The organism is Clavibacter sp. VKM Ac-2872, assembly GCF_015351105.1.
Classification (GTDB): Bacteria; Actinomycetota; Actinomycetes; order Actinomycetales; family Microbacteriaceae; genus Clavibacter.
Genome location: NZ_JADKRR010000001.1, coordinates 946,558 through 971,685, shown reverse-complemented (window position 1 = coordinate 971,685; position 25,128 = coordinate 946,558). Strand labels below are relative to the sequence as shown.

At 73.2% G+C, this 25,128-nt stretch carries 21 protein-coding genes and 1 tRNA gene; 3 read left to right on the top strand and 19 right to left on the bottom strand.

From position 1 onward, the window contains the following. Positions 1 to 27 precede the first annotated feature (27 nt). From ITJ40_RS04635 to ITJ40_RS04620, 4 genes are read right to left on the bottom strand one after another with little or no spacing between them, the layout of a single operon-like run. Positions 28 to 1,890 (bottom strand): glycoside hydrolase family 3 N-terminal domain-containing protein, encoded by a 1,863-nt coding sequence (locus ITJ40_RS04635; protein WP_194665957.1) that lies wholly within the window; start codon positions 1,888 to 1,890, stop codon positions 28 to 30. A gap of 32 nt (positions 1,891 to 1,922) precedes the next feature. Continuing rightward, positions 1,923 to 2,831 carry a carbohydrate ABC transporter permease gene (locus ITJ40_RS04630; RefSeq protein WP_194665956.1) on the bottom strand — a complete coding sequence of 303 codons (909 nt, stop codon included), beginning with the start codon at positions 2,829 to 2,831 and terminating at the stop codon, positions 1,923 to 1,925. A gap of 11 nt (positions 2,832 to 2,842) precedes the next feature. Next, entirely contained in the window at positions 2,843 to 3,784 is a 942-nt protein-coding gene (locus tag ITJ40_RS04625) for a carbohydrate ABC transporter permease (RefSeq protein ID WP_194665955.1), read from the bottom strand. Between the two features lie 3 nt (positions 3,785 to 3,787). Continuing rightward, the gene (locus ITJ40_RS04620; RefSeq protein ID WP_194665954.1) at positions 3,788 to 5,056 is read right to left on the bottom strand and encodes an extracellular solute-binding protein; all 1,269 of its coding nucleotides are present in this window, start codon (positions 5,054 to 5,056) and stop codon (positions 3,788 to 3,790) included. Positions 5,057 to 5,286: 230 nt separating this feature from the next. Between ITJ40_RS04620 and ITJ40_RS04615 the strand changes: the two genes are divergently transcribed. Then, on the top strand, positions 5,287 to 5,808 hold the full coding sequence (locus ITJ40_RS04615) for a helix-turn-helix transcriptional regulator (RefSeq protein WP_194665953.1): 522 nt from the start codon (positions 5,287 to 5,289) through the stop codon (positions 5,806 to 5,808). A gap of 24 nt (positions 5,809 to 5,832) precedes the next feature. Here ITJ40_RS04615 and ITJ40_RS04610 read toward each other — a convergent pair whose 3' ends face one another. Further along, positions 5,833 to 6,657: a ribokinase gene (locus ITJ40_RS04610; RefSeq protein WP_228511795.1), complete on the bottom strand. Its 825-nt coding sequence runs from the start codon at positions 6,655 to 6,657 to the stop codon at positions 5,833 to 5,835. A 148-nt stretch (positions 6,658 to 6,805) separates the two neighbouring features. On the opposite strand from ITJ40_RS04610, the gene ITJ40_RS04605 reads away from it, so the two are divergent. After that, entirely contained in the window at positions 6,806 to 8,131 is a 1,326-nt protein-coding gene (locus ITJ40_RS04605; RefSeq protein ID WP_194665951.1) for an MFS transporter, read from the top strand. Here the strand turns inward: ITJ40_RS04605 and ITJ40_RS04600 are convergent. Genes ITJ40_RS04600 through ITJ40_RS04590 form a run of 3 tightly spaced genes read right to left on the bottom strand, consistent with a single transcriptional unit; the run spans position 8,094 to position 10,677 of the window. After that, positions 8,094 to 8,924 carry an ABC transporter permease gene (locus ITJ40_RS04600; RefSeq protein WP_194665950.1) on the bottom strand — a complete coding sequence of 277 codons (831 nt, stop codon included), beginning with the start codon at positions 8,922 to 8,924 and terminating at the stop codon, positions 8,094 to 8,096. The genes ITJ40_RS04605 and ITJ40_RS04600 overlap by 38 nt on opposite strands. Continuing rightward, the gene (locus ITJ40_RS04595; protein WP_194665949.1) at positions 8,921 to 9,754 is read right to left on the bottom strand and encodes an ABC transporter permease; all 834 of its coding nucleotides are present in this window, start codon (positions 9,752 to 9,754) and stop codon (positions 8,921 to 8,923) included. Before ITJ40_RS04595 ends, ITJ40_RS04600 begins: the two co-directional genes overlap by 4 nt. Further along, the gene (locus tag ITJ40_RS04590; RefSeq protein ID WP_194665948.1) at positions 9,751 to 10,677 is read right to left on the bottom strand and encodes an ATP-binding cassette domain-containing protein; all 927 of its coding nucleotides are present in this window, start codon (positions 10,675 to 10,677) and stop codon (positions 9,751 to 9,753) included. The genes ITJ40_RS04595 and ITJ40_RS04590 overlap by 4 nt, the downstream gene beginning before the upstream one ends. A gap of 193 nt (positions 10,678 to 10,870) precedes the next feature. On the opposite strand from ITJ40_RS04590, the gene ITJ40_RS04585 reads away from it, so the two are divergent. Continuing rightward, on the top strand, positions 10,871 to 12,790 hold the full coding sequence (locus ITJ40_RS04585) for an ABC transporter ATP-binding protein (RefSeq protein ID WP_194665947.1): 1,920 nt from the start codon (positions 10,871 to 10,873) through the stop codon (positions 12,788 to 12,790). Between the two features lie 6 nt (positions 12,791 to 12,796). Here the strand turns inward: ITJ40_RS04585 and ITJ40_RS04580 are convergent, their stop codons facing one another. The 11 genes from ITJ40_RS04580 to topA form a co-directional block, all read right to left on the bottom strand. Further along, a complete protein-coding gene (locus ITJ40_RS04580; RefSeq protein ID WP_194665946.1) occupies positions 12,797 to 13,165 on the bottom strand; it encodes a DUF2834 domain-containing protein in 369 nt (122 codons plus the stop codon). 124 nt (positions 13,166 to 13,289) lie between these two features. Next, the gene (locus ITJ40_RS04575) at positions 13,290 to 13,637 is read right to left on the bottom strand and encodes a DUF2834 domain-containing protein (RefSeq protein ID WP_194665945.1); all 348 of its coding nucleotides are present in this window, start codon (positions 13,635 to 13,637) and stop codon (positions 13,290 to 13,292) included. Positions 13,638 to 13,727: 90 nt separating this feature from the next. Next, a complete protein-coding gene (locus ITJ40_RS04570) occupies positions 13,728 to 14,528 on the bottom strand; it encodes an RNA methyltransferase (RefSeq protein ID WP_194665944.1) in 801 nt (266 codons plus the stop codon). Continuing rightward, positions 14,528 to 16,003, bottom strand: a complete 1,476-nt coding sequence (locus ITJ40_RS04565; protein WP_194665943.1) for an NAD-dependent succinate-semialdehyde dehydrogenase — start codon at positions 16,001 to 16,003, stop codon at positions 14,528 to 14,530. The genes ITJ40_RS04570 and ITJ40_RS04565 overlap by 1 nt, the downstream gene beginning before the upstream one ends. An 84-nt stretch (positions 16,004 to 16,087) precedes the next feature. Then, positions 16,088 to 16,678 carry an isochorismatase family protein gene (locus ITJ40_RS04560; RefSeq protein ID WP_194665942.1) on the bottom strand — a complete coding sequence of 197 codons (591 nt, stop codon included), beginning with the start codon at positions 16,676 to 16,678 and terminating at the stop codon, positions 16,088 to 16,090. Positions 16,679 to 16,742: 64 nt separating this feature from the next. Beyond that, complete coding sequence (gene dacB, locus ITJ40_RS04555; protein ID WP_228511793.1) at positions 16,743 to 18,230, bottom strand: D-alanyl-D-alanine carboxypeptidase/D-alanyl-D-alanine-endopeptidase; 1,488 nt, start codon at positions 18,228 to 18,230, stop codon at positions 16,743 to 16,745. Between the two features lie 140 nt (positions 18,231 to 18,370). Further along, positions 18,371 to 18,446: transfer RNA gene (locus ITJ40_RS04550), tRNA-Thr, on the bottom strand. Positions 18,447 to 18,586: 140 nt separating this feature from the next. After that, on the bottom strand, positions 18,587 to 20,143 hold the full coding sequence (locus ITJ40_RS04545) for an alpha/beta hydrolase (protein ID WP_228511791.1): 1,557 nt from the start codon (positions 20,141 to 20,143) through the stop codon (positions 18,587 to 18,589). Between the two features lie 17 nt (positions 20,144 to 20,160). Then, entirely contained in the window at positions 20,161 to 21,438 is a 1,278-nt protein-coding gene (locus ITJ40_RS04540) for a DNA polymerase III subunit delta' (protein WP_194665940.1), read from the bottom strand. Beyond that, positions 21,435 to 22,070 (bottom strand): dTMP kinase, encoded by a 636-nt coding sequence (tmk, locus tag ITJ40_RS04535; RefSeq protein ID WP_194665939.1) that lies wholly within the window; start codon positions 22,068 to 22,070, stop codon positions 21,435 to 21,437. The genes ITJ40_RS04540 and tmk overlap by 4 nt, the downstream gene beginning before the upstream one ends. Next, positions 22,067 to 24,991 carry a type I DNA topoisomerase gene (gene topA / locus ITJ40_RS04530; protein ID WP_194665938.1) on the bottom strand — a complete coding sequence of 975 codons (2,925 nt, stop codon included), beginning with the start codon at positions 24,989 to 24,991 and terminating at the stop codon, positions 22,067 to 22,069. The genes tmk and topA overlap by 4 nt, the downstream gene beginning before the upstream one ends. Positions 24,992 to 25,128 lie beyond the last annotated feature (137 nt).

Below are 25,128 nucleotides of genomic sequence, written 5' to 3'. Positions count from 1 at the left end.
CGCCGCGCGGGGCGGGCACGTGAGCGGTCAGCGGATCCGGAGGCCGTGGTGCAGCGGGTACACCGGGTCCTCGGTGTCCGACGGCACGTCCGTGCGCGAGGCGCGCACGGCGTCCATCGAGCGCGGGATCTCCACCGGCAGCCGACCCTCGGGCGCGATCCGCCCCGTGAGCGCCGCGAGCACGGCGGCGTCGGAGCTCCCGTAGTCGACCGCGAGCGCGGCGGCGAACGGCACCAGCGGCGTCATGATCGCCGGCCGGTCGAGGTTCACGACCACGACGAGCGGGCAGCGGTCGGCGATCCGCCGGAGCCGGTGCACGAGACCGGGCGGGAACTCGAGCGACCCCTGGTGGAACCACGCCTCGAGGAAGAGGTCCGAGCGCGGCTCGAAGGGCGCGCCGAGCCGCACGATCGCGAGGTCGGCGTCGTCGGGCCCGTCCGCGGGATCCGCCCAGCCCTCGAGCGCCTCGGCGCGCATGCCCTCCACGTGCACGCGCAGCCGGGGTCCGTCCACGGGCAGCGGCAGGGTCGGCCGGCCGTCGCGCTCCCGGTTCTCGAGCACGGTGACGGACGCGGCCTGCGCGCGGAAGCCGAGCTCGCGGAGGTCCGCCCGGCCGACGATGCGCTCGGCCGCGTCCTCGTCGACGTAGGGGTCGTCGAAGAGGCCGAGCCGGAACTTCACGAGCAGCAGGCGCCGCACCGACTCGTCGATGCGCGCCTCGGTGACGCGGCCGTCGGCCACGAGGTCGAGCAGCACGTCGACGCACTCCTCGCCGCCGAACTGGTCGCAGCCGGCGGCGATGATCCGCTCCATCCGCTCGTGCGGCGTGAGCTCCTCGACGCCCCACGCGCGCGCCGGCAGCACCTGGTCGCCGACGTGGTTGTCGTTCACGAGCTCCCAGTCGGTGACCACGACGCCGTCGTAGCCGAGCTCCTCGCGCAGCAGACCGGTGATCACCTGCCGGTTGAAGCCGAAGCCCACCGGCTCGATCTCCTCGCCGTCGCGCACGAGGCCCTCCGGCATCCCGTAGTACGGCATCATCGCGGCGGTCCCGCGCGCGATCGCCTCGCGGAACGGCCGCAGGTGGTACTCGAACATGCCGCCCGGGTAGACCTGCTCGCGGCCGTACGGGAAGTGCGCGTCCTCGCCGTCCTTCTGCGGGCCGCCGCCCGGGAAGTGCTTGGTGGTGCAGGCGACGCTCGTGGATCCGAGCTCGTCGCCCTGGAAGCCCTCCAGGTACGCGGCCGTGAACTCGGCCACGCGGTCGGCGTCGTGCCCGAGCGTCTGCGCCTGGCGGCCCCAGCGCGGCTCGGTGGCGAGGTCGATCTGCGGGTGCAGCGCCGCGCGGATCCCGACCGCCACGTACTCCTGCCGGGCGGCGTCGGCGAACGCGCGGATCGCGTCCACGTCGTCGAGCGCCGCGAGGCCGAGCGCCTCGGGCCACTGCGAGAAGGGGCCGGCCGAGAAGGCGACGCCCGCGTTCTCCACGAAGGCGTGCCGCGGATCCGTGCTCACCGTCACGGGGATCCCGTGCGGCGTCGACTCCGCCAGCTCCTGCAGCCGGTTGCTCCAGCGCGCGGCCTGCCGGGCCGTGCGGATCTCGTGCACGTTGAAGTGGTTCATGGCCTTGCCGACCACGACCTCGGTCGTGCCCGACTTCGAGATCGCGCCCGGCTCCTCCTTCAGCTCGCCGTCGGCGCCGACCTCGATCACGGTCTGGAACATGAGGCCGGCCTTCTCCGCGAGGCTCAGGCGCCCGACCAGGTCGGCCGTGCGCTCCTCGGGGGTCAGCCGCGGATCCTCGTAGGGCGCCATCACCCCGTCCCCGTCGAGGTCGCGGAAGCGGGTGCCGTCGGGGGCGGTGAGCTGCGTGCGCGGGGCGCGGGGCATGGGGGTCTCCAAGGGTCGGAGGCGGGAGGTGGTCACTTGAGGCCGGCGGTCGCGACGCCCTGGATGAAGTAGCGCTGCAGGAACACGAACAGGGCGAGGATCGGCGCGATCACGAGCACGGATCCCGCGAGCAGCAGGCCGTAGTCGGTCGCGTTCTGCCCGGTCGAGTACAGCGACAGCGCGATCGGCAGCGTGTACATGCCCTCGGTCTGCGCCGCGACGAGCGGCCAGAGGAAGTTGTTCCACGACGCGAGGAACGTGAGGATGCCCAGGGTCGCGAGCGGCGGCCCGCACAGCGGCATCACGATGCGGGAGAAGATGCGGAACTCCCCCGCGCCGTCGAGTCGGGCGGCCTCGATGAGCGCCTCGGGGATCCCCAGCATGAACTGCCGCATGAGGAAGACCCCGATGGGCGCCGTGATGAACGGGAGGATGAGCGCCGCGTACGTGTTCACGAGGCCGAGCCCCGAGACCATGACGAACAGCGGCACGAAGGTGACGACGCCCGGCACCATGAGCGTCACCATCACGGTGAGGAACAGGATCCGCTTGCCCGGGAACTCCATCTTCGCGAGCGCGTAGCCGACCATCGAGCAGAACACGAGGTTGCCGAGCACGGTCACGAGCGCCACGACGAGGCTGTTGGAGAAGAACGTGCCGAAGTCGAGCGGCCCGAACCACTGCGCGAAGTTGTCGGCGACGGGATCCTGCGGCCACCAGGTCGGCGGCCGCTGCAGGATCTCGCCCTGCGTCTTCACGGACCCGAGCGCCATCCATACGAACGGCACGAGCCAGACGCAGAGCACGCCGGCGAGGACGAGGTACACGATCGCGCGCGTGCGGCGGCCGCGGTCGGTGCGGCGCCGGCGGCGCGGCGGGGTGCCGGTCGCGGCCTGCGCGGCGGCGGCCGTCGCGGCGGGGGCGGATGCGGTGGTGGTCATGCGCGTGCCTTTCAGTCCTTCGACCGCAGCAGCCGGAACTGCAGCAGGCTGAGCAGGGCGATGGCGAGGAAGAGGACGTAGCTCGCCGCGGAGGCGAGGCCGTACTCGCCGAAGCCGAACTGCCGGTACGTGTAGTACGCGACCGACAGCGTGGAGTCGAGGGGGCCGCCGCGCGTCATCACGAACGCCTCCTCGAAGAACTGCAGGAAGCCGACCGAGATGAGCACGGATCCGAGCAGCAGGGTCGGGCGCAGCAGCGGCAGCGTGACCGAGATCAGCCGGCGCCAGGGGCTCGCGCCGTCCATGACGGCCGCCTCCTGCACCTCCTCGGGCACGGCCTGGAGGCCCGCCAGGAAGATGATCATGAGCGTGCCGACGTTGCGCCACACCGCCATGGCGACGAGCGAGGGCAGCGCCCACGTGGTGTCGCTCAACCAGTTCGGCCCCGCGATCCCGACCACCGCGAGCGCGGAGTTGAGCAGGCCGTCGGGCAGCAGGATGTAGCGCCACACGACCGAGACCGCGACGATGCTCGTCACGACGGGCGCGTAGAAGCCGACGCGGAAGAACGACACGATGCGACCGCGGCCGGAGTTGAGCGCGAGGGCCAGGGCGAGCGCGATCACCATCGTGACCGGGATCCCCACGACCACGAAGAAGGCCGTGACGCCGATGGAGCGGAGGAACGTGGCGTCGGTGAAGAGCTTCGCGTACTGGTCGAGGCCCGTGAAGTCGACCGCGAACGGGGAGCGGATGTCGGTCGCGCGGAAGTCCGTGAACGACATGGCGAACGAGCTCACGAGCGGCACGAGCATGAAGACCGCGAACACGGCGACGAACGGGAGGCAGAAGCCCCAGGCGATGAGCGCCTGGCGACGGCGCTGCCGGGCGACGAGCGGGGACCGCGCGCGGCCGGGACGGGTCCCGGCCGCACGCGTGGCGGTGACGGCCAACGGCTACTCCGCCGAGCCGATGGCGTCGGCGTCCGACTGCAGCTTCGCCAGCGCGTCGGGCACGGTGGCGGTGCCGCGGCGGATCTGCTCGAGCGCCGAGTCCGCGGCGGATCCGACCTTGACCCAGTTCGTGCTCACCGGCACCGACTTGGCCGTCTTCAGCTGCTCGCCGAACGCGGCGAGGGTGGGGTCGGACTGCAGGGCGGGGTCCTGCCAGGCGGACTGCTGCGCGGGCAGGTCGCCCGTGGCGGCGTACCAGGCCGCCTGCGTCTCCGGCTGGCCGAGCCAGCGGGCGAGCTTCCACGCGGCGTCCTGGTTCTTCGCCTGGTCGAAGACGACGAGGTTCGCGCCGCCGCTGAACGACGCCGAGGTCTCCTTCGCCGGCAGCACCGCGGTGGTGAACTTCGAGGCGAAGTCCGCGCCGCCGACGGCCTTCAGCTGGCCGATCTCGAAGGGCCCCTCGATGAGCATGGGCGTGGATCCGTCGACGAACGAGGCCTCCTGCGCGCCGGAGGAGACGTCGACGTCGGGGTCGGCGATGCCGTCGGCGAAGAAGCTGCCGTAGTACTCGTAGGCCTCCTGCATCTGGGGGGTGTCGAGGGTCCACTTCGCGCCGTCGGCGATCTCGGCGCCGTTCGACCACGGCATCCACAGCGTGCCCTGGAACGCGTCGTTGCCGGCGGGGAGGCGGATCCCGTGCGCGGCGCCGGCCTTCGACTGCATGGCGGACGCCATCTGCTTGAGCTCGTCCCAGGTGGTGGGGGCCTTCGTCCAGCCGGCCTTCGCCGCGAGGTCGGTGCGGTAGTAGAGGACGCGGGTGTCCACGTACCAGGGGATGCCGGCGGCGCGGTCCTTCACGCTGTTCGTGGCGAGGGAGCCGGGGAAGGAGCCGCTCGCGTCCACGTCGGTCGGCACGGTGGTGAGGGCGTCGGCGAAGTCGGCCATCCAGGTGGTGCCCATCATCGCGATGTCCGGGGTGGTGCCGCCGGCGATGGCGGTCTGGAACTTGTTGTGCGCCGCGTCCCACGGGATCGCCGTGACGTCGACCTCGACGTCCGGGTTGGCGTCCTCGAAGGTCTTGAGGAACGCGGGCAGGGCCTCGCCCTCCGCGCCCATCGCCCACATGGTCACCTTGCCCTTCGCGGGCTCGGAGCCGAGCGTGGTCGCGGCGGCGGGGCCGGATCCCTCGTCGGCGGATCGGCCGCAGCCGGTCAGCGCGACGGTGGCCGCCAGCACGGTCGCGACCGCGCCCAGACGCATGGATGTCTTCACGTGTTCCTCCTTGAACGAAGCGCCCGCGTCGCGAGCCGGTAAGTTACTTATGCGCATAAGAAGCGCAGCGCGTCGAGCATCTCATGGACCCCGTGCAGGGGGCAAGCGCGGGATCCGACCTCCCGCCCGCCGCGCGACGGGAGCGATGTCGCGTCGCTGTCGCGCGCGTGTCGGGGACCTGTCGGGTCCGCGTCGTGGTGCGGGTCGCGTCCGGCGACCAAGCTGGGCGCATGAACGAGACACGGGTGGCGGACCTCCGCCGCGAACGGGGTTGGACGCAGGACAGGCTGGCCGAGGCCAGCGGGATCACGGTGCGCACGGTGCAGCGGCTGGAGGCGGGGAACGACGCGAGCCTCGAGACGCTGTCGCTCGTCGCGAAGGCGTTGGAGGTGCCCGTGCGGGACCTCTTCGGCGCGGTCGGCGCGGACGACTTCGGCCGGACGGTGTCCGCGCTCGACGACCGCGCGGAGCGGCAGCAGGAGAAGCGCGACCAGGCGGTCGACGGCTACCGGTCCCTCTACTCCGGGGTCGGGATCATCTGGACGCTGCTCGTGGTGGCCGGCATCGCCACGCACGTGCTGCCGGGCCCCGCGGCGCTGCTCATCGGGGCGTACTGGGCCGGCGGAGCGCTGCTCTGCGGCTTCGTGTTCCGCGTGGTCGTCGGCCCGCGCCTCGACCGGGCGTACCCGCTGTCGCGGGATCGGTCGCTCGACGAGGACGGCGTCAGGCGGGGTCGGCGGCGCCCGGTCTGACCCCGCCGGATCCGGCTGGCGGGATCAGTCGTCCGCCGGCTGCGCGCCCTGCCGCTGCACGACGACCGCGGCCGCGTCGGCCGCCACGACCAGGGCCGCCTCGCGGTCGGCGCCCGCGGCGAGCGCGGAGGCCAGCGCGCCGCAGAACGCGTCGCCCGCGCCCGTGGTGTCGACGACGCGGGAGACCTTCGACGCGGGGACCTCGACGTCGCCCCACATCGCGCCCTCGGCGCCGAGCGTGACGAGCAGCGACGCGGGCGCGCGGGTGCCCGACTCCCGCAGCAGCCCGGCCTCGTGCTCGTTGACGACCACGGGATCCGCGAGCGCGAGCACGTCGGCGGGCAGCGCGGCGAAGGGCGCCAGGTTCAGCACGACGCGGGCACCGGCGGCATGCGCCCGGCGGACGCCGTCGGCGATCGTGTCGAGGGGCAGCTCGAGCGACGCGAGGAGGACATCGCCGGCGGCGAGCGCGTCGAGAGGATCCAGGTGGGCGTCCGTCACGCGGGCGTTCGCGCCGGGCGCGACGATGATCGTGTTCTCGCCGTCGTCGTCCACCGCGATGACTGCGAGGCCCGTCGTGGCGTCGTCCACGGTGACGAGGCCGGACACGTCGATGCCGCGGTCGGCCAGGCGCGCGCGGTACGCGGATCCGTCGGCGTCGTCGCCCACGGCCCCCACCATCGCGACCTCGCCGCCGGCGTCGGCCGCCGCGACCGCCTGGTTCGCGCCCTTGCCGCCCCAGAGCCGCTCGGGGTCGGATCCCATCAGGGTCTCCCCCGGCTGCGGATGCCGCGGGACGCGCACCACCTGGTCGACGTTGAGCGATCCGAGCACCACGACGCGGCCCATGGGCACCTGCCTCCCCCGGCCCGTGGCCGGCCGCGCCCGGGTGGCGCTCTCGGCCAGGGTACCGAGCGGATCCACCCGCCCGGCACGGCCCGGGCACCGCCGCGCCTGCCGCTACCGTGGGGAGGAGACGACCGATCGGAGGCCGCCCGTGCCGGACCCCGACCGGGGCGCGCGCAGCCCGCGCCCTCCGCTGCTGATCTCCCGCTCGTTCGCGCTCATCTGGGTGGCGCAGGCGCTCTCGTCGTTCGGCGAGTACGTGCTCGCGGCGACCGTGACGGTGTGGCTCGCCACGGGCCTCGCGCCGGGCGACCCGGCCCTGCCGCTCTACATCGGCGCCGTCATCGGCGCGACGAGCCTGCCCCGGCTGCTGCTCGCGCCGCTCGCGGGCGTGCTGGTCGACCGGTGGCCCGCCCGCCGCGTGATGGTCGTCGCCGACCTCGCGCGCGCCGCCCTGCTCGTGCCGCTCATGGTGATCGCCGTGACCGGGCCCGCGCCCGTCGTGATCGCCGCGGTCATCGCGACCCAGTTCCTCATCGGCTGCACGTCGCAGCTCTTCGACCCGGCGCGCGCCGCCCTGGTGCAGGTGGTCGTGCCCGCCGACCGCCGCGCGGCCGCCGCGGGACGCACGCTCCTCGCGAGCACGGGAGTCGGGATCCTCTCCGCCATGTCCGGCCCGGCCGTGTACGCGGGCCTCGGGCCGGAGCCCGCGCTCGTGATGGACGCCGTGTCGTTCCTCGTGTCGGCGGGGCTGGTGCTCGCCGTGCGCGAGCGCGGGGTGGCGGCGGGCGCTGATCCGGCGGACGGCGACGACGGCGCGATCGCCACCGCGGGCGCCCGGTTCCGCGCCGAGCTCGCCGCCGGGATCCGCATCGTGCGCGCCTCGCCGCGCCTGCGGATCCTCGTGGCCGGCCTCGCCGCGTACGGCGTGACCCTGGGCGTCAACAACGCGACCCTGGCCCTCGTCGCCCTCACGACGATGGGGCTGACGGCCGCGGAGTACGGCGTGGTGACGGCGATGTTCGCGGTCGGCGGCCTCGTCGGATCCGTCACGGCGCCCGCGCTCGTCGGCCGGATCCGCCCCGAGCGCGCGCTGCCGGCCGCGCTCGTCGCCCTCGGCCTCACCTACGCGGCCTACTCGACCGTGCGCGCGTTCCTCCCCGCGGCGGTCCTCATGGGCGTCGCGGGCCTCGTCTTCGCCGTGTTCCTCGTGTCGCAGGGCCCGATCCTGCAGGCGGAGGCGCCCGTCGGCACCATGGGCCGGGTCTCGTCGCTCACGTCGACGGTGCTGGCCGCCTCGTCGCTCCTGGCCACGGTGGTGACGGCGCAGGCGCTCGCGCTCCTGCCCGCGGCCGCGCAGCCCGCCGCGTACCCGGTCGCGATCGCGGCGGCGGCCGTCATCATGGGCGTCGCCGGCCTCGCGCTCGTCGCGGGCGGCCTCAGTCGAGGAAGAGGACCCGCAGCCGCCGCGTCGTGAAGACCAGGCCGATCGCCGTCATCACGGCGAAGTAGAGCACGTGGCCGACGACCGCGAACGCGAGCGCGCCCGTCGTGAAGCCGCGGACCAGCTCCACGGCGTGCCAGAGCGGGAGCGCCTGGATGACCGTCTGGATCCACGCCGGGTACACCGACAGCGGGTAGAAGGTCGCCGAGAACAGGAACATGGGCAGCAGGATGAAGTTGATCCAGTCCATCTGCTGGAACGTCTTCATGTAGCTCGTCACCGCCATGCCGAAGCTCGCGAACGCCAGCGCGACGAGCACCACGGACGGCAGCGCGAGGATCGCCCACCACGACAGGTTGAGGCCGAGCACCTGCATCACGACGAGGAAGCCCGACGAGTAGACGACGCCGCGGAGCAGCGCCAAGCCGATCTCGCCGAAGGCCACGTCGAGCGGGCCGAGCGAGGTCGCGAGCATGCCCTGGTACAGCTTCGAGTGGTTCATCTTGAAGAAGACGTTCCAGGTGGAGTCGTAGACGGCGCCGTTCATGGCGGAGACCGCGAGGAGCGCGGGCGCGATGTACGCCGCGTACGGCACGGGCTGGCCGGTGCTCGTCGCCACGTCGCCGACGAGCGAACCGAGGCCGATCCCCATCGCGAGCAGGTAGAAGACGGGCTCGAAGAAGCCGGAGAGGACGACGGTCCAGTTGGTGCTGCGCGTGGCGAGCAGGCCGCGCGCGAGCACCGAGCGGGCGTTGCCGGCGTAGAGCGCGCTGGTGCCGCGGCGGCGGACGGGGGCGACGGGGGCGGGCATCGTGGATCCGGTCATGCGCGGAGCCTCCTCGTCGCGACGCGGCGAGCCAGGGTCCAGCCGACCGCGAGCCAGAGCAGCAGGTAGGCGACGTGGACGAGCGTCAGCCAGAGCGGCTCCTGCATCCCGTATGTCGCGACGCGGCCGAGCTCGGTGCCGTGCCAGAGGGGCGAGATCCAGCCGATCCACTGCAGCCAGACGGGGAACTGCGTGAGCGGGAAGAACGTGCCCGAGAACAGCGACAGCGGCGTGATGACGAAGCGCATCACCATCGCGATCTGGCCGGTGTCCTGCGTGAGGGTCGCGACGTAGGCCATGAGCACCACGCCGATCGCCATGCCCGTGAGGACGGCGGCGCCGATCGCGAGGAAGCCGGTGCCGAGCGGCACCGCGCCGAACAGGAGCATGAACGCGAAGTAGGCGATGCAGGTGGGCGCCATGCGGATCGCGACGCCGATGACCTGGCCGTCGATGATCTGCGCGGGGGTCAGCGGGGATGCGTTCATCGCCTGGAAGACGGGGTTCCACTTGAAGCCGCCGAAGATCGGGTAGCTGAACTCCTCGCTCGCGACCGTCATGGCGCTGGTGGCGAGGAGCGCGGGCGCCACGAACACGAGGAAGCTGACGCCGAGCGCCTGGTTCGCGTCCGTGCCGCGGTCGACGACCGTCGCGAGGCCCACGCCGAGCGCGTAGAGGTAGACGTAGGGGCTCCCGATGCCGGTCGCGAGCGCGGTGCCGAGGTAGGCGCGGATCCCGAGCAGCCGGTGCTCGGCCGCGTACCAGGCGCCGAAGCGGCGGGGGCGGGCGCCGCCGGCGACCGCGGCCTGTCGGGTGTCGACGGCGCTCACTCGACCAGGCTCCGTCCCGTGAGGCGGAGGAAGACGTCCTCGAGGCTCGAGCGGCGCACGAGCGTGGTGATGGGCTTCAGGCCCTGCTCGAGGATCCGGCCGAGCACGGCCTCGCCGTCGGACGCGTAGACGAGCACGCGGTCGGGCAGCACCTCGACCCGGTCGCCGTAGCCGGCGATCTCGCGGGATGCGGACTCATTGCGGTCGGAGCCGAATCGCACCTCGAGCACCTCGCGGCTCGAGTGGTCGCGGATGAGGGACGCGGGCGACCCCTCCGCCATGATCCGGCCCTCGTCGACCACGATGATGCGGTCGCACAGCTGCTCGGCCTCGTCCATGTAGTGCGTGGTGAGCACGAGCGTCGTGCCCTGCTCCTTGAGGCGGAACAGACGGTCCCAGAGGATGTGGCGGGCCTGCGGGTCGAGGCCGGTGGTCGGCTCGTCGAGCAGCAGGATCCGCGGGTCGCTGATGAGGGCGCGCGCGATGGTGAGGCGCCGCTTCATGCCGCCGGACAGGTCGTCGACCTTCGCGTTCGCGCGGTCGCTCAGCTGCGCGAACTCGAGCAGCTCGTCGGCGCGCGCCGCGACCTGCTTGCGCGGAAGCCCGAAGTAGCGGCCGTAGACGATGAGGTTGTCCCGCGCCTTGAGCTCCAGGTCGAGGTTGTCGGCCTGCGGCACGACGCCCAGCTGCGAGCGGATCTCGGGGCCGTGCGTGTCGGGGTCGAGCCCGAGGATGTCGAGCGAGCCGCCCGTGCGCGAGGAGACCGCGCCGATCATGCGCATGGTCGTGGACTTCCCGGCGCCGTTCGGGCCGAGCAGCCCGAAGGACTCGCCGGGCGCGACCTCGAACGAGAGGCCGTCGACGGCGACGTGGTCGCCGTACTTCTTCACGAGGCGGTCGGCGGTGATGACGGGGGTGGGCACGAGTCCACAGCCTAGGGAGGGTCGGGGGTTTTCTCCATGCACTGAATCGCTCCGGGCGGATGCGCGGCGGTCGACGCGTAGAGTCGCCACGGCGATGCGACACGCGCGACATCCCGCTCGCCGGACGCCCGACCACTGGCCGCATGGATCGCGCGCCGCATCACGATCACGCCCACCACCCGGGAGAACACGCATGAGCACCGCCCGCCCCGAGACCGCCGCCGCGCCGCGCGCCCGCTCCCGCAACCCGTTCGCCCGCCGCGACTCGGCCGACGACGGGCCCCGGGCCCGCTTCTCGGAGCTCCTGCCCTACATCCTCGAGCAGCGCGGCCTGATGGCCTTCGTCGTGGTGCTCAGCATCCTGGGCGCGGCCGCGAGCCTCGGCCAGCCGCTCCTCGTGCAGCGCGTCGTCGGCGTCGTGCAGGAGGGCGGCCAGCTCGGCGTCCTCGTCTGGGCGCTCGTCGGCCTGGTCGTCGTGTCCGGCGTGCTCTCCGGCTACCAGCACTACCTGCTGCAGCGCATGGGCGAGGGCATCGTGCTCTCGTCGCGCCGCACGCTCGTGCGCCGGATCCTCCGCCTCCCCATCTCCGAGTTCGACACCCGCCGCACGGGCGACCTCGTCTCGCGCGTCGGCTCCGACACCACGCTCTTGCGCGCCGTGCTCACGCAGGGCCTCGTCGAGGCGATCGGTGGCGCCGTGACGTTCCTCGGCGCCATCATCGCGATGCTCATCATCGACCCCGTGCTCCTCAGCCTCACCGTGCTCGTCGTCGCCGTCTCGGTCGTCGCGGTCGTGGGGCTGTCCGGGCGGATCCGCGTCGCCAGCCAGCGCGCGCAGCGCAAGGTCGGCGACCTGGCCGCGAGCGTCGAGCGGGCCATCGGCGCGATCCGCACGGTCCGCGCCAGCAACGCCACCGACCGCGAGATCCGCGCCATCGAGCGGGACGCCGAGGGCGCGTGGGAGATGGGCATCAAGGTCGCGAAGGCGTCGGCCGTGGTGGTGCCCATAGCCGGCATCGCGCTGCAGGCGTCGTTCCTCGTGGTGGTCGGGGTGGGCGGCTACCGCGTGGCGGCCGGGGCCATCACGGTCGGCGACCTCGTGGCCTTCATCCTGTTCCTCTTCCTCATGATCATGCCGCTCGGCCAGGCCTTCGGCGCCGTGACCGCGGTCAACCAGGCGCTCGGCGCGCTCGGCCGGATCCAGGAGATCGTGAAGCTGCCCGTCGAGACCGACGGCGACGCCGACCTCGCCGGACGACTCCGCGACGACGAGCCCGCGGCGGACGACCGCACCGACGCAGCCGCCGTCGAGCTCGTGGACGTGCGGTTCGCGTACCCGGTGGCGGCGGAAGCTGACGGGACCGCGGATCCCACGGACGCCCCCTCCCCGGCGGACGCCACGGACGCCGCACCCGGCGCCGACCGCACGGGCGGCGGGGTCCTCCAGGGCATCAGCTTCCGCGCCGAGCGCGGTACCCGGATCGCGCTCGTCGGCCCCTCGGGCGCCGGCAAGAGCACGATCCTCGCCCTCATCGAGCGCTTCTACGACCCGACGTCCGGCGTCGTGCGCGTCGGCGGGCGGGACATCCGCGCGCTCGACCGCGAGGACCTGCGCCGTCAGATCGGCTACGTCGAGCAGGACGCTCCCGTGCTCGCCGGCACGCTGCGCGAGAACCTCACGCTCACGGCGTTCGAGGCCACCGACGAGGACTGCATCCAGGTCCTCCACGCCGTGAACCTCACCGAGGTGCTCGCACGCAACGAGCTCGGCCTCGACGCCCCCGTCGGCGAGGACGGCATCATGCTCTCCGGCGGCGAGCGCCAGCGCCTCGCCATCGCGCGCACGCTGCTCTCCGCTCCCCCGATCCTGCTGCTCGACGAGTCGACGTCCAGCCTCGACGGCCTCAACGAGCAGCTGCTCCGCAAGGCGATCGACGCGGTCGCGGAGCACCGCACCCTCATCGTCATCGCCCACCGGCTCTCGACCGTCGTCGACAGCGACCTCATCGTGGTCGTCGACAAGGGCCGCGTGGTCGGCACCGGGACGCACGCGGAGCTCGTCGTCTCGACGCCGCTCTACCGCGACCTCGCGAAGCACCAGCTGCTGGTCTAGCGGCGATCAGACCCGCGGCGTCGGCTCCGCCCGGTCCGGCGCGCTCAGGTGCATCTCCCGCGCCGCGAGGAACACCGGGAGGGCCACCGCGAACGCCAGGAGAGGGGCGAGCAGCACGTAGATCCAGACGCGGCGCATCCGGAGCCTGCGCCCCTCGACGACGATGAAGACGACGCTCGCGACCGCGGCGATCAGCAGGTCCCACGACAGCGACGAGACCGCCGGACCGCCGGCGCCCAGATCCGCGAGGAAGTCGCGGCCCTCCGTGACCACGCGGATGTTCGCCGACCACGTGAGCACGAGGCCGGCCGCCGCGAGCACGAGGTAGACGACGGCGAGGCGCGTGGGGCGTCGTCGTTCGGGACGCGTGCTCATGGGGACCCCTTCTCGTCGGTGGGGCCAGGCTAGGCGCTGAGGCCGCCGGCCGGTCGCGTCGCCGCGCGGCGAGCAGCCGCGGGTCCGCGCTCCGCGGGGTCCCCGCAGGCGATGCCCTCGGGGATCAGCCGGCAGAGGCCTCCGAGCGCACCCGCATCTCGCGCACGCCGAGGAACAGCGGGAGCGCGAACGCGAGCGCGACGAGCGGGATGAGCGCCACGAAGATCCAGGCGAACCGGATCCGGAGGCGGCGCCCCTCGACGAGGATGAACACGACGGCCGCGAGGGCGGCGATGAGGACGTCGGCCGTGAGCGAGGACACCGACGGGCCGCTGCCGAACCAGTCGCCGAGGTAGTCGCGCCCGGACGTGATGGCGGTGACGTTGTAGGTCCACGTCACCACGACGCCGGCCAGCGCCAGCACGAGGTAGAGGTAGGCCAGCGGGGTCGGTCGGCGCCAGCGGTAGGTCATGTCGGTCTCCTCGAGTCGGTCGGTCGGTCGGTCGGTCGGTCGGACGGACACGATGAGGATAGCGGCAGTGTCGTGTGGCGGGACCCGGGATCAGGTCAGCGCGTAGAGCGCCACCGCGCTCGCGGCCGCCACGTTCAGCGAGTCGATGCCGTGCGCCATGGGGATCCGCACCACGGTGTCCGCCGACCGGATCGCCTCCGCCGACAGCCCCGGGCCCTCCGACCCGAGCACGATGGCGAGCCGCTCGTGCTCCTCGGTCGGGAAGTCGCGGATGGACACGGCACCGGGGGTCAGGGCGAGCGCCGCCACGTGGAAGCCGGCGTCGGCCAGCGCCGCCCGCGTCTCCGGCCACTCCCCCGTGCGCGTCCACGGCACCTGCAGCACCGTGCCCATGCTGACGCGGATGGCGCGGCGGTAGAACGGATCCGTGCAGCGCGGCGTGACGAGCACCGCGTCCGCGCCGATGGCCCCGACCGAGCGGAAGATCGCGCCCACGTTGGTGGGATCCACGACGTCCTCCAGCACGACCACCCGCCGCGCGTCCGCCAGCAGCGCCGCGACCGACGGCAGCGCCGGCCGGTCGAGCGACGCGACGACGCCGCGGTGCAGCACGTAGCCGGTGAGCTCCGCGAGCAGCTCGCCCGGCCCCGTGAAGACGGGCACGTCCCGGTCGCCGACGAGCGCCAGCGCCTCATCGACCGTGCCGCCCAGCGCGAGCACGGACCGCGGCGCGTGCCCCGCTCGCAGCGCCCGCTCGAGCACCAGCGCGGACTCGGCCAGGTAGATCCCGTGCCCCGCGCCCTCGGCCTTGCGGAGCGCGACATCGGTGCGGTGGCTGTAGTCGGCGAGCCGGGGGTCCGCGAGGTCCTCGACCGGGACGACGTGCGCCACTACGACGCGAACGGGTCGGGCGTGAGCGTGTACTTCGTGTTCAGGTACTCGTGGATGCCCTCGAGCCCGCCCTCGCGGCCGAGCCCCGACTGCTTCACGCCGCCGAAGGGCGCCGCCGCATTGGAGATGACGCCCATGTTGAGCCCGGTCATGCCCGTCTCGAGCCGCTCGATCATGCGCTGGCCGCGGGCGAGATCGCGGGTGAAGACGTAGGAGACGAGGCCGAACTCGGTGTCGTTGGCGAGGCGCACCGCGTCGTCCTCGTCGTCGAACGGCACGATCGCGACGACCGGCCCGAAGATCTCCTCGCGCAGGATGTCGCTGCCCTCGACGACGCCCGTGATGAGGGTCGGCGGGTAGAAGTGGCCGGCGCCGTCTCGCGGCGCGCCGCCCGCGCGCACGGTCGCGCCGCGCTCGGCGGCGTCGCGCACCAGCCGATCGGCCTTGTCGACCGCGCGGCCGTCGATGAGCGGCCCGACCGTGATGCCCTCCTCGGTGCCGCGCCCGATCCGCAGCCGCGCGATGCGCTCCTGCAGCCGGTCGGCGAAGGCGTCCGCGATCGACGCCTCCACGATGAAGCGGTTCGCGGCCGTGCAGGCCTGCCCGACGTTGCGGAACTTCGCCGCCATCGCGCCCTCGACGGCCTTGTCGATGTCGGCGTCCGCGAAGACCACGAACGGCGCGTTGCCGCCGAGCTCGAGCGAGACGCGCAGCACGTTCTGCGCAGCCTGGGCGCCGAGCTGCCGGCCGACGGGAGTGGATCCGGTGAAGCTCAGCTTCCGCAGCCGCGGGTCGGCGATGAGCGGGCCGGTCACGTCGGCGGCCTTCGTGGTGGGGATCACGTTGAGGACGCCCGCGGGCAGCCCCGCCTCCGCCAGCAGCTCGGCGAACCGGAGCGTGGTGAGCGGCGTGAGGTCGGCGGGCTTGATGACCACGGTGCAGCCCGCGGCGAGCGCCGGCGCGATCTTGCGGGTGGCCATCGCGAGCGGGAAGTTCCACGGGGTGATGAGGAGCACGGGCCCGACCGGGTGCTGCGACACGATCATGCGGCCGGTGCCCTCGGGGTTCACGCCGTAGCGCCCCGTGATGCGCACGGCCTCCTCCGAGAACCACCGCAGGAACTCGCCGCCGTAGGTCACCTCTCCGAGCGACTCGGCGAGCGGCTTGCCCATCTCGAGCGTCATGAGCAGCGCGAACTCGTCCTTGCGCTCCTGGAGGAGGTCGAACGCGCGGCGGAGGATCTCGCCCCGGGCACGCGGTGCGGTCGCCGCCCACGCCGCCTGCGCGTCGACCGCAGCGTCGAGGGCGCGTGCGCCGTCCGCGGGGCTCGCGTCGGCCACGCGCGCGAGGACGTCGTCGGTGGCGGGATCCCGCACCTCGAACGTCGCGCCGCCCTCGGCCCCGACCCGCTCACCCCCGATGAGCAGGCTGGTGGGCGTGCCCGACAGGAGGTCGGTCTCGGTGGATGCGCTCATGCTGTCCTCGCTTCGTCCGTGCGGTGTGGTGCGGATGCTCGTGGCCGTGGCCGTGCTGGTGTTCGTACGGAAGGCTGCCGGCCGTCAGTCGGCCGGACCCTCGACGATCTCGGCCCCGGCGTCGCGCAGGCGGTCGAGGGCGGCGGAGCTGGTGGCGGGCGCCACGCCCGCGACGAGGTCGGCGAGGATCCGGACCCGCTTGCCCTGGTGGACCGCGTCGAGGGCCGAGGCGAGCACGCAGTAGTCGGTCGCGAGGCCGACGACGTCGATGTCGGTGATCTCGTGCAGCGCCAGCAGGTCGGCCAGCGGCACGCCGTCCTCCGTCGTGCCCTCGAAGATCGAGTACGCGGGCGCGCCCTGGCCCTTGCGGAGGTGGAAGTCCACGGCGGTGACGTCGAGGTCGGGGTGGTACTCGGCGCCGGAGGTGCCCTGCACGCAGTGCGCCGGCCACGTGGTCGAGTAGTCGGGGACGCTGCCGGCCGCGGCGAAGTGGCCGCCGTTGTCGCCCGTCGACTCGTGCCAGTCGCGCGACGCGAGCACGTGGTCGTAGCGGTACGGCTCCGCGGCGAGGAGGCGGCTGATGCCCCGCGCGACGTCGCCGCCGCCCTCGACGCCGAGCGCGCCGCCCTCCGTGAAGTCGTTCTGCACGTCGATGATGAACAGGGCCCTGCTCATGCGCCGCTCCTTCCCCGGGCCGGGCCCGGTGCCGTGTATCCGCCGCCCGGGACCGGGCCGCGCGTCACTCGTCCCCCAGGTCCGCCCCGCAGCGGTACGTGCCCGCGGCCAGCGCGTCGAGGGCGATCTTCGCGTCGCCCGTGACGTTCCCGATGGCGTAGAACGCGAAGGTCAGCTTCGTGCCGTCGGCCGCGTCGACGATGCCGGCGAGGGTGTAGCCGGTGTCGATCCATCCGGTCTTGGCCACGACGTGCCCCCGCGCCACGGCGCTGTCGCCGGTGAAGCGGCTCGAGAGCGTGCCGGTGCGGCCCGCGACGGGCAGCCCGTCGTGCAGGTACCCGAGCGACTGCTTCCGCTGGTCGACCTGGATCATCAGCTGCGCGAGCAGCGACGGCGGGACGCGGTCGTCGGGGCTGAGGCCCTGGCCGTCGACGATGGTGAGCGTGGAGGTGTCGAGCCCGTACGCCTGCAGGGCCTTGGGGATCCCCGTCGCCAGCGACTGCTGCGTGTTCCCCGCGCCGACCTGGATGCTCACGAGCCGCGCGAGCGACTCCGCGAGCACGTTGTCGGAGTTGATGAGCGCGGTCTGGATGAGCGAGGAGACCGGCTGCGACTCGACCTTGCCGAGCACCGCGGCGCCGGCCGGTGCCGTGCCCTGCGTGACGTCGGCCGACCCGCCGAGCATGGAGCGGAAGGTGCTGCCGACGCGCGCCAGCGGATCCTCGCTGCGCGCCGAGACGACGGCGGCGGGATCCGCGCGGTCGGCGTCGAGCTGCAGCGGCGTCATGAAGCTGGAGTAGCCCGCCTTCCGCTCGGAGGCGGCCCACGACGGGATCCAGGTGTCGCCCGAGAAGAGCGAGGTGTCGAGCACGATGCGGGTGATGGGGGTGCCTGCGGTGGCGGGATCCGCGGCCCAGGCGGTGCGCACCTGCTGGGCGAGGTCGCTGAGGCGCGGCGCGCCCGGGTAGACGGAGCTGCCGGAGGTGAGGCGCGACAGCGTCGGGTCCCCGCCGCCGACCAGCACGACGGTGCCGGGCTCGGCACCGCGGACCACCGTCGTGGCGATGCGCCGGTCGGGGCCGAGCGCCGCGAGGGCGGCCGCCGAGGTGATGACCTTCATGACGCTCGCGGTGCGCTCCGGAGTACTGCCGTTCCGGTCGAACAGCACGCGACCCGTCGCGGCGTCGCGGACCTGGCCCTCGAACGTGGCGAGACGCGGATCCTGCGCGAGGGACGAGATGGAGCACATGCGGAGGTCCCGCGCCGCGGCCTGGTCGGCCGGTGCGGGGCGCGGCGGCGCCTGCGTGGGCGTGGGGCTCGGGGTGGGCGTCGGGTCGGCGGTGGCCGCGGCGACGCTCGCGGATGCGCTGCCGGCGCGACCGGTCAGCGCGCCGGCGCCGACGGCACCCACGGCGAGCAGGGCGACCACCGCGACGGCGGCCGTCAGGGAGCGGGCGCGACGGCGGTCACGCGCGCGGACACGGGACGCGGGCGCGTCCCGATCGGTGCGGTCGGCGCGCGCGCGGTCGGGGCCGTCGGCAGGGGATCGCATGGGGCCATGTTAGACGCCCCGCCCGGGGGCTCATCCGGGCGACGGCACGACGGGGACGCGACCGACGCACGCGCCCTGTGAGGGGAGGTCCGTGGCGGATTCCCGCTGGCGGGGACGACGCGACGCGGAGGACGGGATGGTGGAGCCGCCTGTCAGAATCGAACTGACGACCTTCTCATTACGAGTGAGATGCTCTACCGACTGAGCTAAGGCGGCCCGGCCCGGACTCAGCGAGTACCGGGCACGAGTAGAGAGCATACCGGACGCGGAGGGCTGCTCCCGCACACCGGCCCTCCCGGAGCCGGGACGCCCGCTGTCGACCAGCGCCCGAGCCAGCGCCCGAGCCAGCGCCCGGGTCAGCCGCAGGTCGTGCCGGAAGCCGGCGGATCCCCACCCAGCAGGTAGCCGTCCACCGCGGCCACGATGCACGGATCCCGCTCGTCGTACGCGATGTGCCCCTCGCCCTCGTAGGTGAGCAGCACGCCCGAGGAGAGCTGTCCCGCGAGCGCCTGCGCCCACGAGTACGGCGTCGCGGGATCCCCCGTGGTCCCGACGACGACGATGGGCGCGGCGCCCTCCGCCGAGACGGGTGCCGGGTCCTGGCGGGCGGGGTACGGCCAGTTGCCGCAGAGCGGGTCGGGCTCGCCGTCCTGGGAGGTGTCGTCGTCCGCCAGCTCGCCGGCGGCGGCGCGGAGCTCGGCCGCCTGCGTCACGAGCACCGCCGGATCGCGCTCCACCGGATAGTCGATGCACTGGATGGCGAGGAACGCCTCGTAGAAGTTGCCGTTGTACGTGCCGTCGGGCTTGCGGCCGAAGTAGGAGTCGGCGAGCGCGAAGGCCGTGCCGGACTGGCCGCGGAGCGCCTCGGTGAAGGCGGTCGTGAGCGCCGGCCACTGCTGCTCGCTGTAGAGCGCGGAGTCGATGGCGCTGCGCATGACCTGCCCGTCGAGCTCCCGCCCGTCGGAGGCGCGCAGCGGGCTCTGGTCGAGGCGCTCGAGGAGGGTGGCGACGGTCTCCTCGCCGTCCTCGACGGATCCGCGGAACGGGCATCCGTTCCCCGCCAGGCACGCCGCCATGTACGACTCGAAGGAGGTGCGGAAGCCCTTCGTCTGCGCGAGCCCGACGTCGAAGGAGCTCGCGGAGGGATCCGTCGCGCCGTCGAGCACCATCCGCCCGACGTGCCCGGGGAAGTCCTGCGCGTACTGCGCGCCGATGCTCGTCCCGTACGAGTAGCCGAGGTAGTGGAGCTGCCTGTCCCCCACCAGCGCCCGCAGCATGTCGAGGTCGTGCACGGTGCTCTGCGTGTCGATGAACTGCAGCAGCGGTCCGGATCGGGCGGCGCACGACTCGGCGAAAGACTTCGACGCCTGCACCAGCTCCTCGTCGTGCGCCGGGGTCCCCGGGGGCGCCTCCGTCTCGCCGTAGAGGAAGGAGTCGAGCTGGGCGTCGTCGACGCAGTCGACGGCGGTGGAGGCCCCCACGCCGCGGGGATCCCAGCCGACGATGTCGTACGCGTCCTGCAGGTCGCGCGAGACCGCGGAGTCGACGCTGGCCTTCACGAAGTCGACGCCGGACGCGCCCGGCCCCCCGGGATTGACGAAGAGCGACCCGCGCGGTGCGCCTGCCCCGCGCGCGGTGTGCCGGACGAGGGCGAGCTGGATGTCGGTGGCCGGATCCGGCGCCGACCAGTCGAGCGGCGCCGTCGCGGTCGCGCACTGGGCGCCGTCCTCGCACGGGGACCAGGCGAGCGTCTGCTCGTAGTACCGCGCGAGGTCGGGCGCGACGTCCTCCGTCGTGGGGCTCGAGGTGGAGCTGCGCGGCTCGGGCACGGGGATGAGGCCGCAGCCGCTCAGGGCGACGGCCGCGGCGATGAGGACCGCGCCGAGGGCGCCGGCCCGACGGACGGCCGCCATCCGCGTCCTCCCCCGCCTCATGCGCGACCCACCGGGCGCGTGCGGGTGATGGACACGAGCATCGCCTCCAGGGCGAGCGCGGGCGAGACGTTGCCGTCGATCCGCCGACGCGCGACCCCGACCGCGTCGAGGACCGCGAGCGACGCGGCCGCGGATCCGGCCTCCGCGGCCTCGGCGATCCGGGGGGCGATCGCCTCGTTCACCCGCGGGAGGTCCGCTCCCAGCTGGTGGAGGAGCACGTCGCGGTGCAGGGACATGAGGTCGACGAGGATCCGGTCGATGCCGTCTCGGAGGCTGCGCGTGGCACGGCGCTTCTGGTCCTCCTCGAGCTGCCGGATCTGCGAGCGGAGCTGCGGCGGGATGGCCCCGCCCTCCTGGACGCCGAGCGACCGGAGGGCGCGCTCGCGCTCGTCGGCGTCGCGCTGGACCGTGAAGGCCTTGGCGTCCTGTCCCGCCAGCTCGAGCATCGCGGCGGCCGCGCGCACGGCGTCGCCGACCGTGCGGATCCCGAGCGCGAGCTCCAGGGTGCGGCTCCGGCGTTCGCGCGCCTCGGCGTCGGTGGCGAGCCGGTGCGCCATGCCGATGTGGCTCTGTGCCTCGCGGGCCGCGCGCGTCGCCGTGGCGGCGTCGACGCCGTCGCGTCGCTGGATCAGCGCGGCCACGTCGTCGACCGACGGGATGCGCAGGCGCACGCTGCGCACGCGGGAGCGGATGGTCGGGATCAGGTCGGCCTCGCTGGGCGCGCAGAGGATCCAGATGGTGCGCTCAGGCGGCTCCTCGAGCGCCTTGAGCAGCAGGTTGGACGTGCGCTCGGTCATCCGGTCGGCGTCCTCGACGACCATGACGCGGTAGCGCCCGACCGACGGGGAGTACTGCGACGACGTGACGAGCGCGCGCACCTCGTCGATGGCGATGATGACCCGTTCGGTCGCGAGCACGCCGAGGTCGGGGTGGCTGCGGGCGGCGACCTGGCGCGCGGTGGCTGCGTCGCCCTCGGGCGTCCCGTCGCTGAGAAGAGCGGTCGCGAAGGCGTAGGCGAGGTTGGAGCGTCCGGATCCGGGAGGGCCCGTGATGAGCCACGAGTGCGCCAGCGCGGTGCCGGCGGCGTCGCGCGCGGTGGCCCGCGGGCTGCTGGCGGCGGCGAGCAGGGCGACGGCCTCGGACTGCCCGGTCAGCTCGTCCCAGATGGCGCGGCCGTCGGGGCGTCCGGGCGTCCCGGTCGGCTGCGCGTCACGGTGCGCCTGCGTCGCGGAGGCCGTCGGCGCGGATGCGCGGTCGCTCGCCGCGTCGCTCACGCGGAGGCTCCCGCCGTGATCAGCGCGTGTGCCCTGGCCCGGATGTCCGCGGCGATCTCCTCGCGGGGGCGCCCGGCGTCGACGACCAGGAAGCGCCCCGGCTCCGCCGCGGCGAGCCCGAGGAACGCCTGGCGCACGCGCTCGTGGAAGTCGGCGCGCTCGGCCTCGAGCCGGTCGAAGCGGGTGCGCGCGGCGTCGAGCCGGACCCGGGCGGCGGCCTGGTCGAGGTCGAGCAGCACGGTCAGGTCGGGCAGGAGCCCCTCCGTGGCCCAGAGCGACAGCTCGCGGATCTCGCCGGCGTCCAGCACCCGCCCCGCCCCCTGGTACGCGACGGACGAGTCGAGGTAGCGGTCCTGCAGCACGACCGCGCCCCGGTCGAGGGCCGGCCGGACGACCGTCTCGACGTGGTGCGCGCGGTCGGCCGCGTACAGCAGCGCCTCGGCGCGCGGCGCGATGTGACCCCGGCGGTGCAGCACGATCTCGCGGATCTCCACCCCGAGGTCGCTGCCGCCCGGCTCGCGGGTGACGACGACCTCGTGGCCCTCGTCCTCCAGCCACCCCCGGAGGAGCGCCGACTGCGTGGACTTCCCCACGCCGTCGCCGCCCTCCAGGGTGATGAAGACGCCGGTCACGTCGCGTCGGACGCCGTCGCCGCAGCAGCGGCCGCCTTGTTGGCGGCCCGCGTGGCCGCTGCCTTGGTCGCCGCGGCCGACCTCGCCGCGGTCGTCTTCGCCGCGGTCGTCTTCACGGCGGTCGTCTTCGTCGCGGTGGTCTTCGCCTTCGCGGGTGCCTTGGCCTTCGCCTTGGCCGGGGCCTTCGCCTTGGACTTCGGCTTGGCCGGTCCCTTGGCGCGCTTGTCGGCCAGCAGCTCGACGGCCCGGTCGAAGTCGATGTCCTCGACGGACTCGCTCTTCGGGATCGTCGCGTTGGTCTCGCCGTCCGTGACGTACGGGCCGAAACGACCGTCCTTGACCTTGATGCCCTTGCCGCTCACGGGATCCGCGTCGAACTCCTTCAGCGCGCTGGAGGGGCGACGGGCGCCGTACTTGGGCTGCGCGAACACCTCGAGGGCTCCCGGCAGGTCGATCTCGAAGATCTGCTCCTCGCTCGTGAGCGAGCGCGAGTCCGTGCCCTTCTTCAGGTACGGGCCGTACTTGCCGTTCTGCGCCGTGATGGGCGTGGCCGTCTCCGGGTCGTCCCCCACGACGCGCGGGAGGTCGAGGAGTCGCAGGGCCGTCTCGAGGTCGACCGTGGCGAGGTCCATCGACTTGAAGATGGAGGCCGTGCGCGGCTTGACGGCGGCCGCCTTCTTCGCGGCGGGCTTCTTCGCGGGGGCCTTCTTCGCGGGTTCTGCTGTGGATGTCGCGGTCGCGCTCTCGAGCACCTCGCCCGTCGCGGGATCCACGCCGTCGGCGGGAGCGACCGGCGCCGCCTCGGGCTCGGGATCGAGCTCGGTGACGTAGGGGCCGTAGCGGCCGTCCTTCGCCACGATCTGCTTGCCGTTCTCGGGGTTGATGCCGATGACCCTGTCGGTGACGACGGGTGCGTCGATCAGCTCCCGTGCCTTGGCGGCCGTCAGCTCATCGGGCGCGAGGTCCTCCGGCAGGTTCACGCGGCGGGGCGTCGCGTCGGCAGCGGCACCCTCCTCGTGGACCTCCAGGTAGGGCCCGTACTTGCCGATGCGGAGCGTGATGTCGTCTGCGATCCGCAGCGAGTTGATCTCCTTGGCGTCGATCTCGCCGAGGTTGTCGATGGTCGGGCGGAGTCCCTTGTGCGCGTCGTTGCCGTAGTAGAAGCCCGTGAGCCAGTCGACGCGCTCGGCCGAGCCCTCCGCGATGCGGTCGAGGTCGTCCTCCATCCCGGCCGTGAAGTCGTACTGCACCAGCTCCGTGAAGAACTCCTCCAGCAACCGCACCACCGAGAAGGCGATCCAGTTCGGGACGAGCGCCGTGCCGCGCGGCGTGACGTATCCGCGGTCGACGATCGTCGAGATGATGGCGGCGTAGGTCGACGGACGGCCGATGCCCAGCTCCTCGAGCGTCTTCACGAGGCTCGCCTCCGTGTAGCGCGGCGGCGGGCTCGTCTCGTGCCCCTTGGCGTCGACGTCCACCAGGCGCAGGTCATGGCCCTTCTTGAGGTCGGGCAGCTTCGCCTCGCGCGGCTCGGCGGCGCCGTGGCGCTCCTCGTCGCGGCTCTCCTCGTAGGCGGCCAGGAAGCCGCGGAACGTGATGACCGTGCCGGAGGCGGCGAATTCGGCCACCTCGCCCGCGGACGTGGGCCCCGCGGCGATGACGACCGATGCGGTGGATCCCTTCGCGTCGGCCATCTGCGACGCGATGGTGCGCTTCCAGATGAGGTCGTAGAGCTTGTGGTCGTTGCCGCGCAGAGTGGAGGCGAGCTGCTGCGGCGTGCGGAAGGTCTCGCCCGCGGGGCGGACGGCCTCGTGGGCCTCCTGCGCGTTCTTGCTCTTGCCCGCGTAGAGGCGCGGCTTGTCCGGCACGGTCTCGGGCCCGTACAGCTCGGCGGCCTGCTTGCGCGCCGCGTTGATCGCCTGCTGCGACAGCGAGGGCGAGTCGGTGCGCATGTAGGTGATGTAGCCGTTCTCGTAGAGCGACTGCGCGACGCTCATGGTCTGCCGCGCGGAGAAGCGCAGCTTGCGCGCGGCCTCCTGCTGGAGCGTCGACGTGGTGAACGGCGCGGCGGGCCGACGCGTGTAGGGCTTCGACTCGACGCTCTGCACCGTCAGCGGGACGGACGGGTCGCGCAGCGCCTCGGCCAGCGCCTCCGCGCTGCTCGCGTCGAGGGGGCGCGAGTCGTTCTTGAGCGCGCCCCTGTCGTCGAAGTCGCGGCCCGTGGCGATCCGGGCACCGTCGATGCGGACGAGGCGGGCGTCGAACGGCAGCTCCTGGTCGAGCGGCGAGAGCGATGCCGTGAGGTCCCAGTACGAGGCCGTCACGAAGGCCAGGCGCTCGCGCTCGCGGTCGACGACCAGCCGGGTGGCGGCGGACTGCACTCGACCGGCCGACAGCCCCGGTCCGACCTTGCGCCAGAGGACGGGTGACACCTCGTACCCGTAGAGGCGGTCGAGGATGCGCCGCGTCTCCTGCGCGTCCACGAGGGCCGTGTCGATGTCGCGCGTGCTGTCGCGGGCCCGCTCGATGGCCTCCTTCGTGATCTCGTGGAAGACCATGCGCTTGACCGGCACCTTCGGCTTCAGGACCTGCAGGAGGTGCCATGCGATGGCCTCGCCCTCGCGGTCCTCATCCGTCGCGAGGAAGAGCTCGTCGGCGTCCTTGAGGGCCCGCTTGAGGTCGGCGACCGTCTTCTTCTTCTGGTCGCTGACGACGTAGTACGGCTCGAAGCCGTTCTCGACGTCCACGGAGAACTTGCCGAGCGTGCCCTTCTTCAATTCGGGCGGCAGGTTCTTGGGCTCGATGAGGTCGCGGATGTGACCCACGGAGGCCTGCACCTCGTAGCCGCTGCCCAGGTACTGGGCGATCGTCTTGGCCTTGGCCGGCGACTCGACGATGACCAACTTCTTCGTGCCGGGCACGTGACTCCTTATATATGCGTTCGCGGGGGCCGGTGGCCGGCCCGGTGTCCGGGATGCGTGCCCGCTCGGATCCGATCCGATCCGGGGCGACGTGCGGCGGGGTCCCCGACAAGGCACACCATACACACGCGCACCGA

What these genes read in the sequence shown, in the direction of transcription:
- ITJ40_RS04565 (WP_194665943.1), bottom strand. Translation starts at nt 16,003, where the DNA reads ATGAGCGCATCCACCGAGACCGACCTCCTGTCGGGCACGCCCACCAGC.
- ITJ40_RS04545 (WP_228511791.1), bottom strand. Translation starts at nt 20,143, where the DNA reads ATGGCGGCCGTCCGTCGGGCCGGCGCCCTCGGCGCGGTCCTCATCGCC.
- ITJ40_RS04600 (WP_194665950.1), bottom strand. Translation starts at nt 8,924, where the DNA reads ATGACCGGATCCACGATGCCCGCCCCCGTCGCCCCCGTCCGCCGCCGC.
- ITJ40_RS04580 (WP_194665946.1), bottom strand. Translation starts at nt 13,165, where the DNA reads ATGAGCACGCGTCCCGAACGACGACGCCCCACGCGCCTCGCCGTCGTC.
- ITJ40_RS04630 (WP_194665956.1), bottom strand. Translation starts at nt 2,831, where the DNA reads ATGACCACCACCGCATCCGCCCCCGCCGCGACGGCCGCCGCCGCGCAG.
- ITJ40_RS04575 (WP_194665945.1), bottom strand. Translation starts at nt 13,637, where the DNA reads ATGACCTACCGCTGGCGCCGACCGACCCCGCTGGCCTACCTCTACCTC.
- dacB (WP_228511793.1), bottom strand. Translation starts at nt 18,230, where the DNA reads ATGCGATCCCCTGCCGACGGCCCCGACCGCGCGCGCGCCGACCGCACC.
- ITJ40_RS04585 (WP_194665947.1), top strand. Translation starts at nt 10,871, where the DNA reads ATGAGCACCGCCCGCCCCGAGACCGCCGCCGCGCCGCGCGCCCGCTCC.
- ITJ40_RS04615 (WP_194665953.1), top strand. Translation starts at nt 5,287, where the DNA reads ATGAACGAGACACGGGTGGCGGACCTCCGCCGCGAACGGGGTTGGACG.
- ITJ40_RS04635 (WP_194665957.1), bottom strand. Translation starts at nt 1,890, where the DNA reads ATGCCCCGCGCCCCGCGCACGCAGCTCACCGCCCCCGACGGCACCCGC.
- ITJ40_RS04560 (WP_194665942.1), bottom strand. Translation starts at nt 16,678, where the DNA reads ATGAGCAGGGCCCTGTTCATCATCGACGTGCAGAACGACTTCACGGAG.
- ITJ40_RS04610 (WP_228511795.1), bottom strand. Translation starts at nt 6,657, where the DNA reads ATGGGCCGCGTCGTGGTGCTCGGATCGCTCAACGTCGACCAGGTGGTG.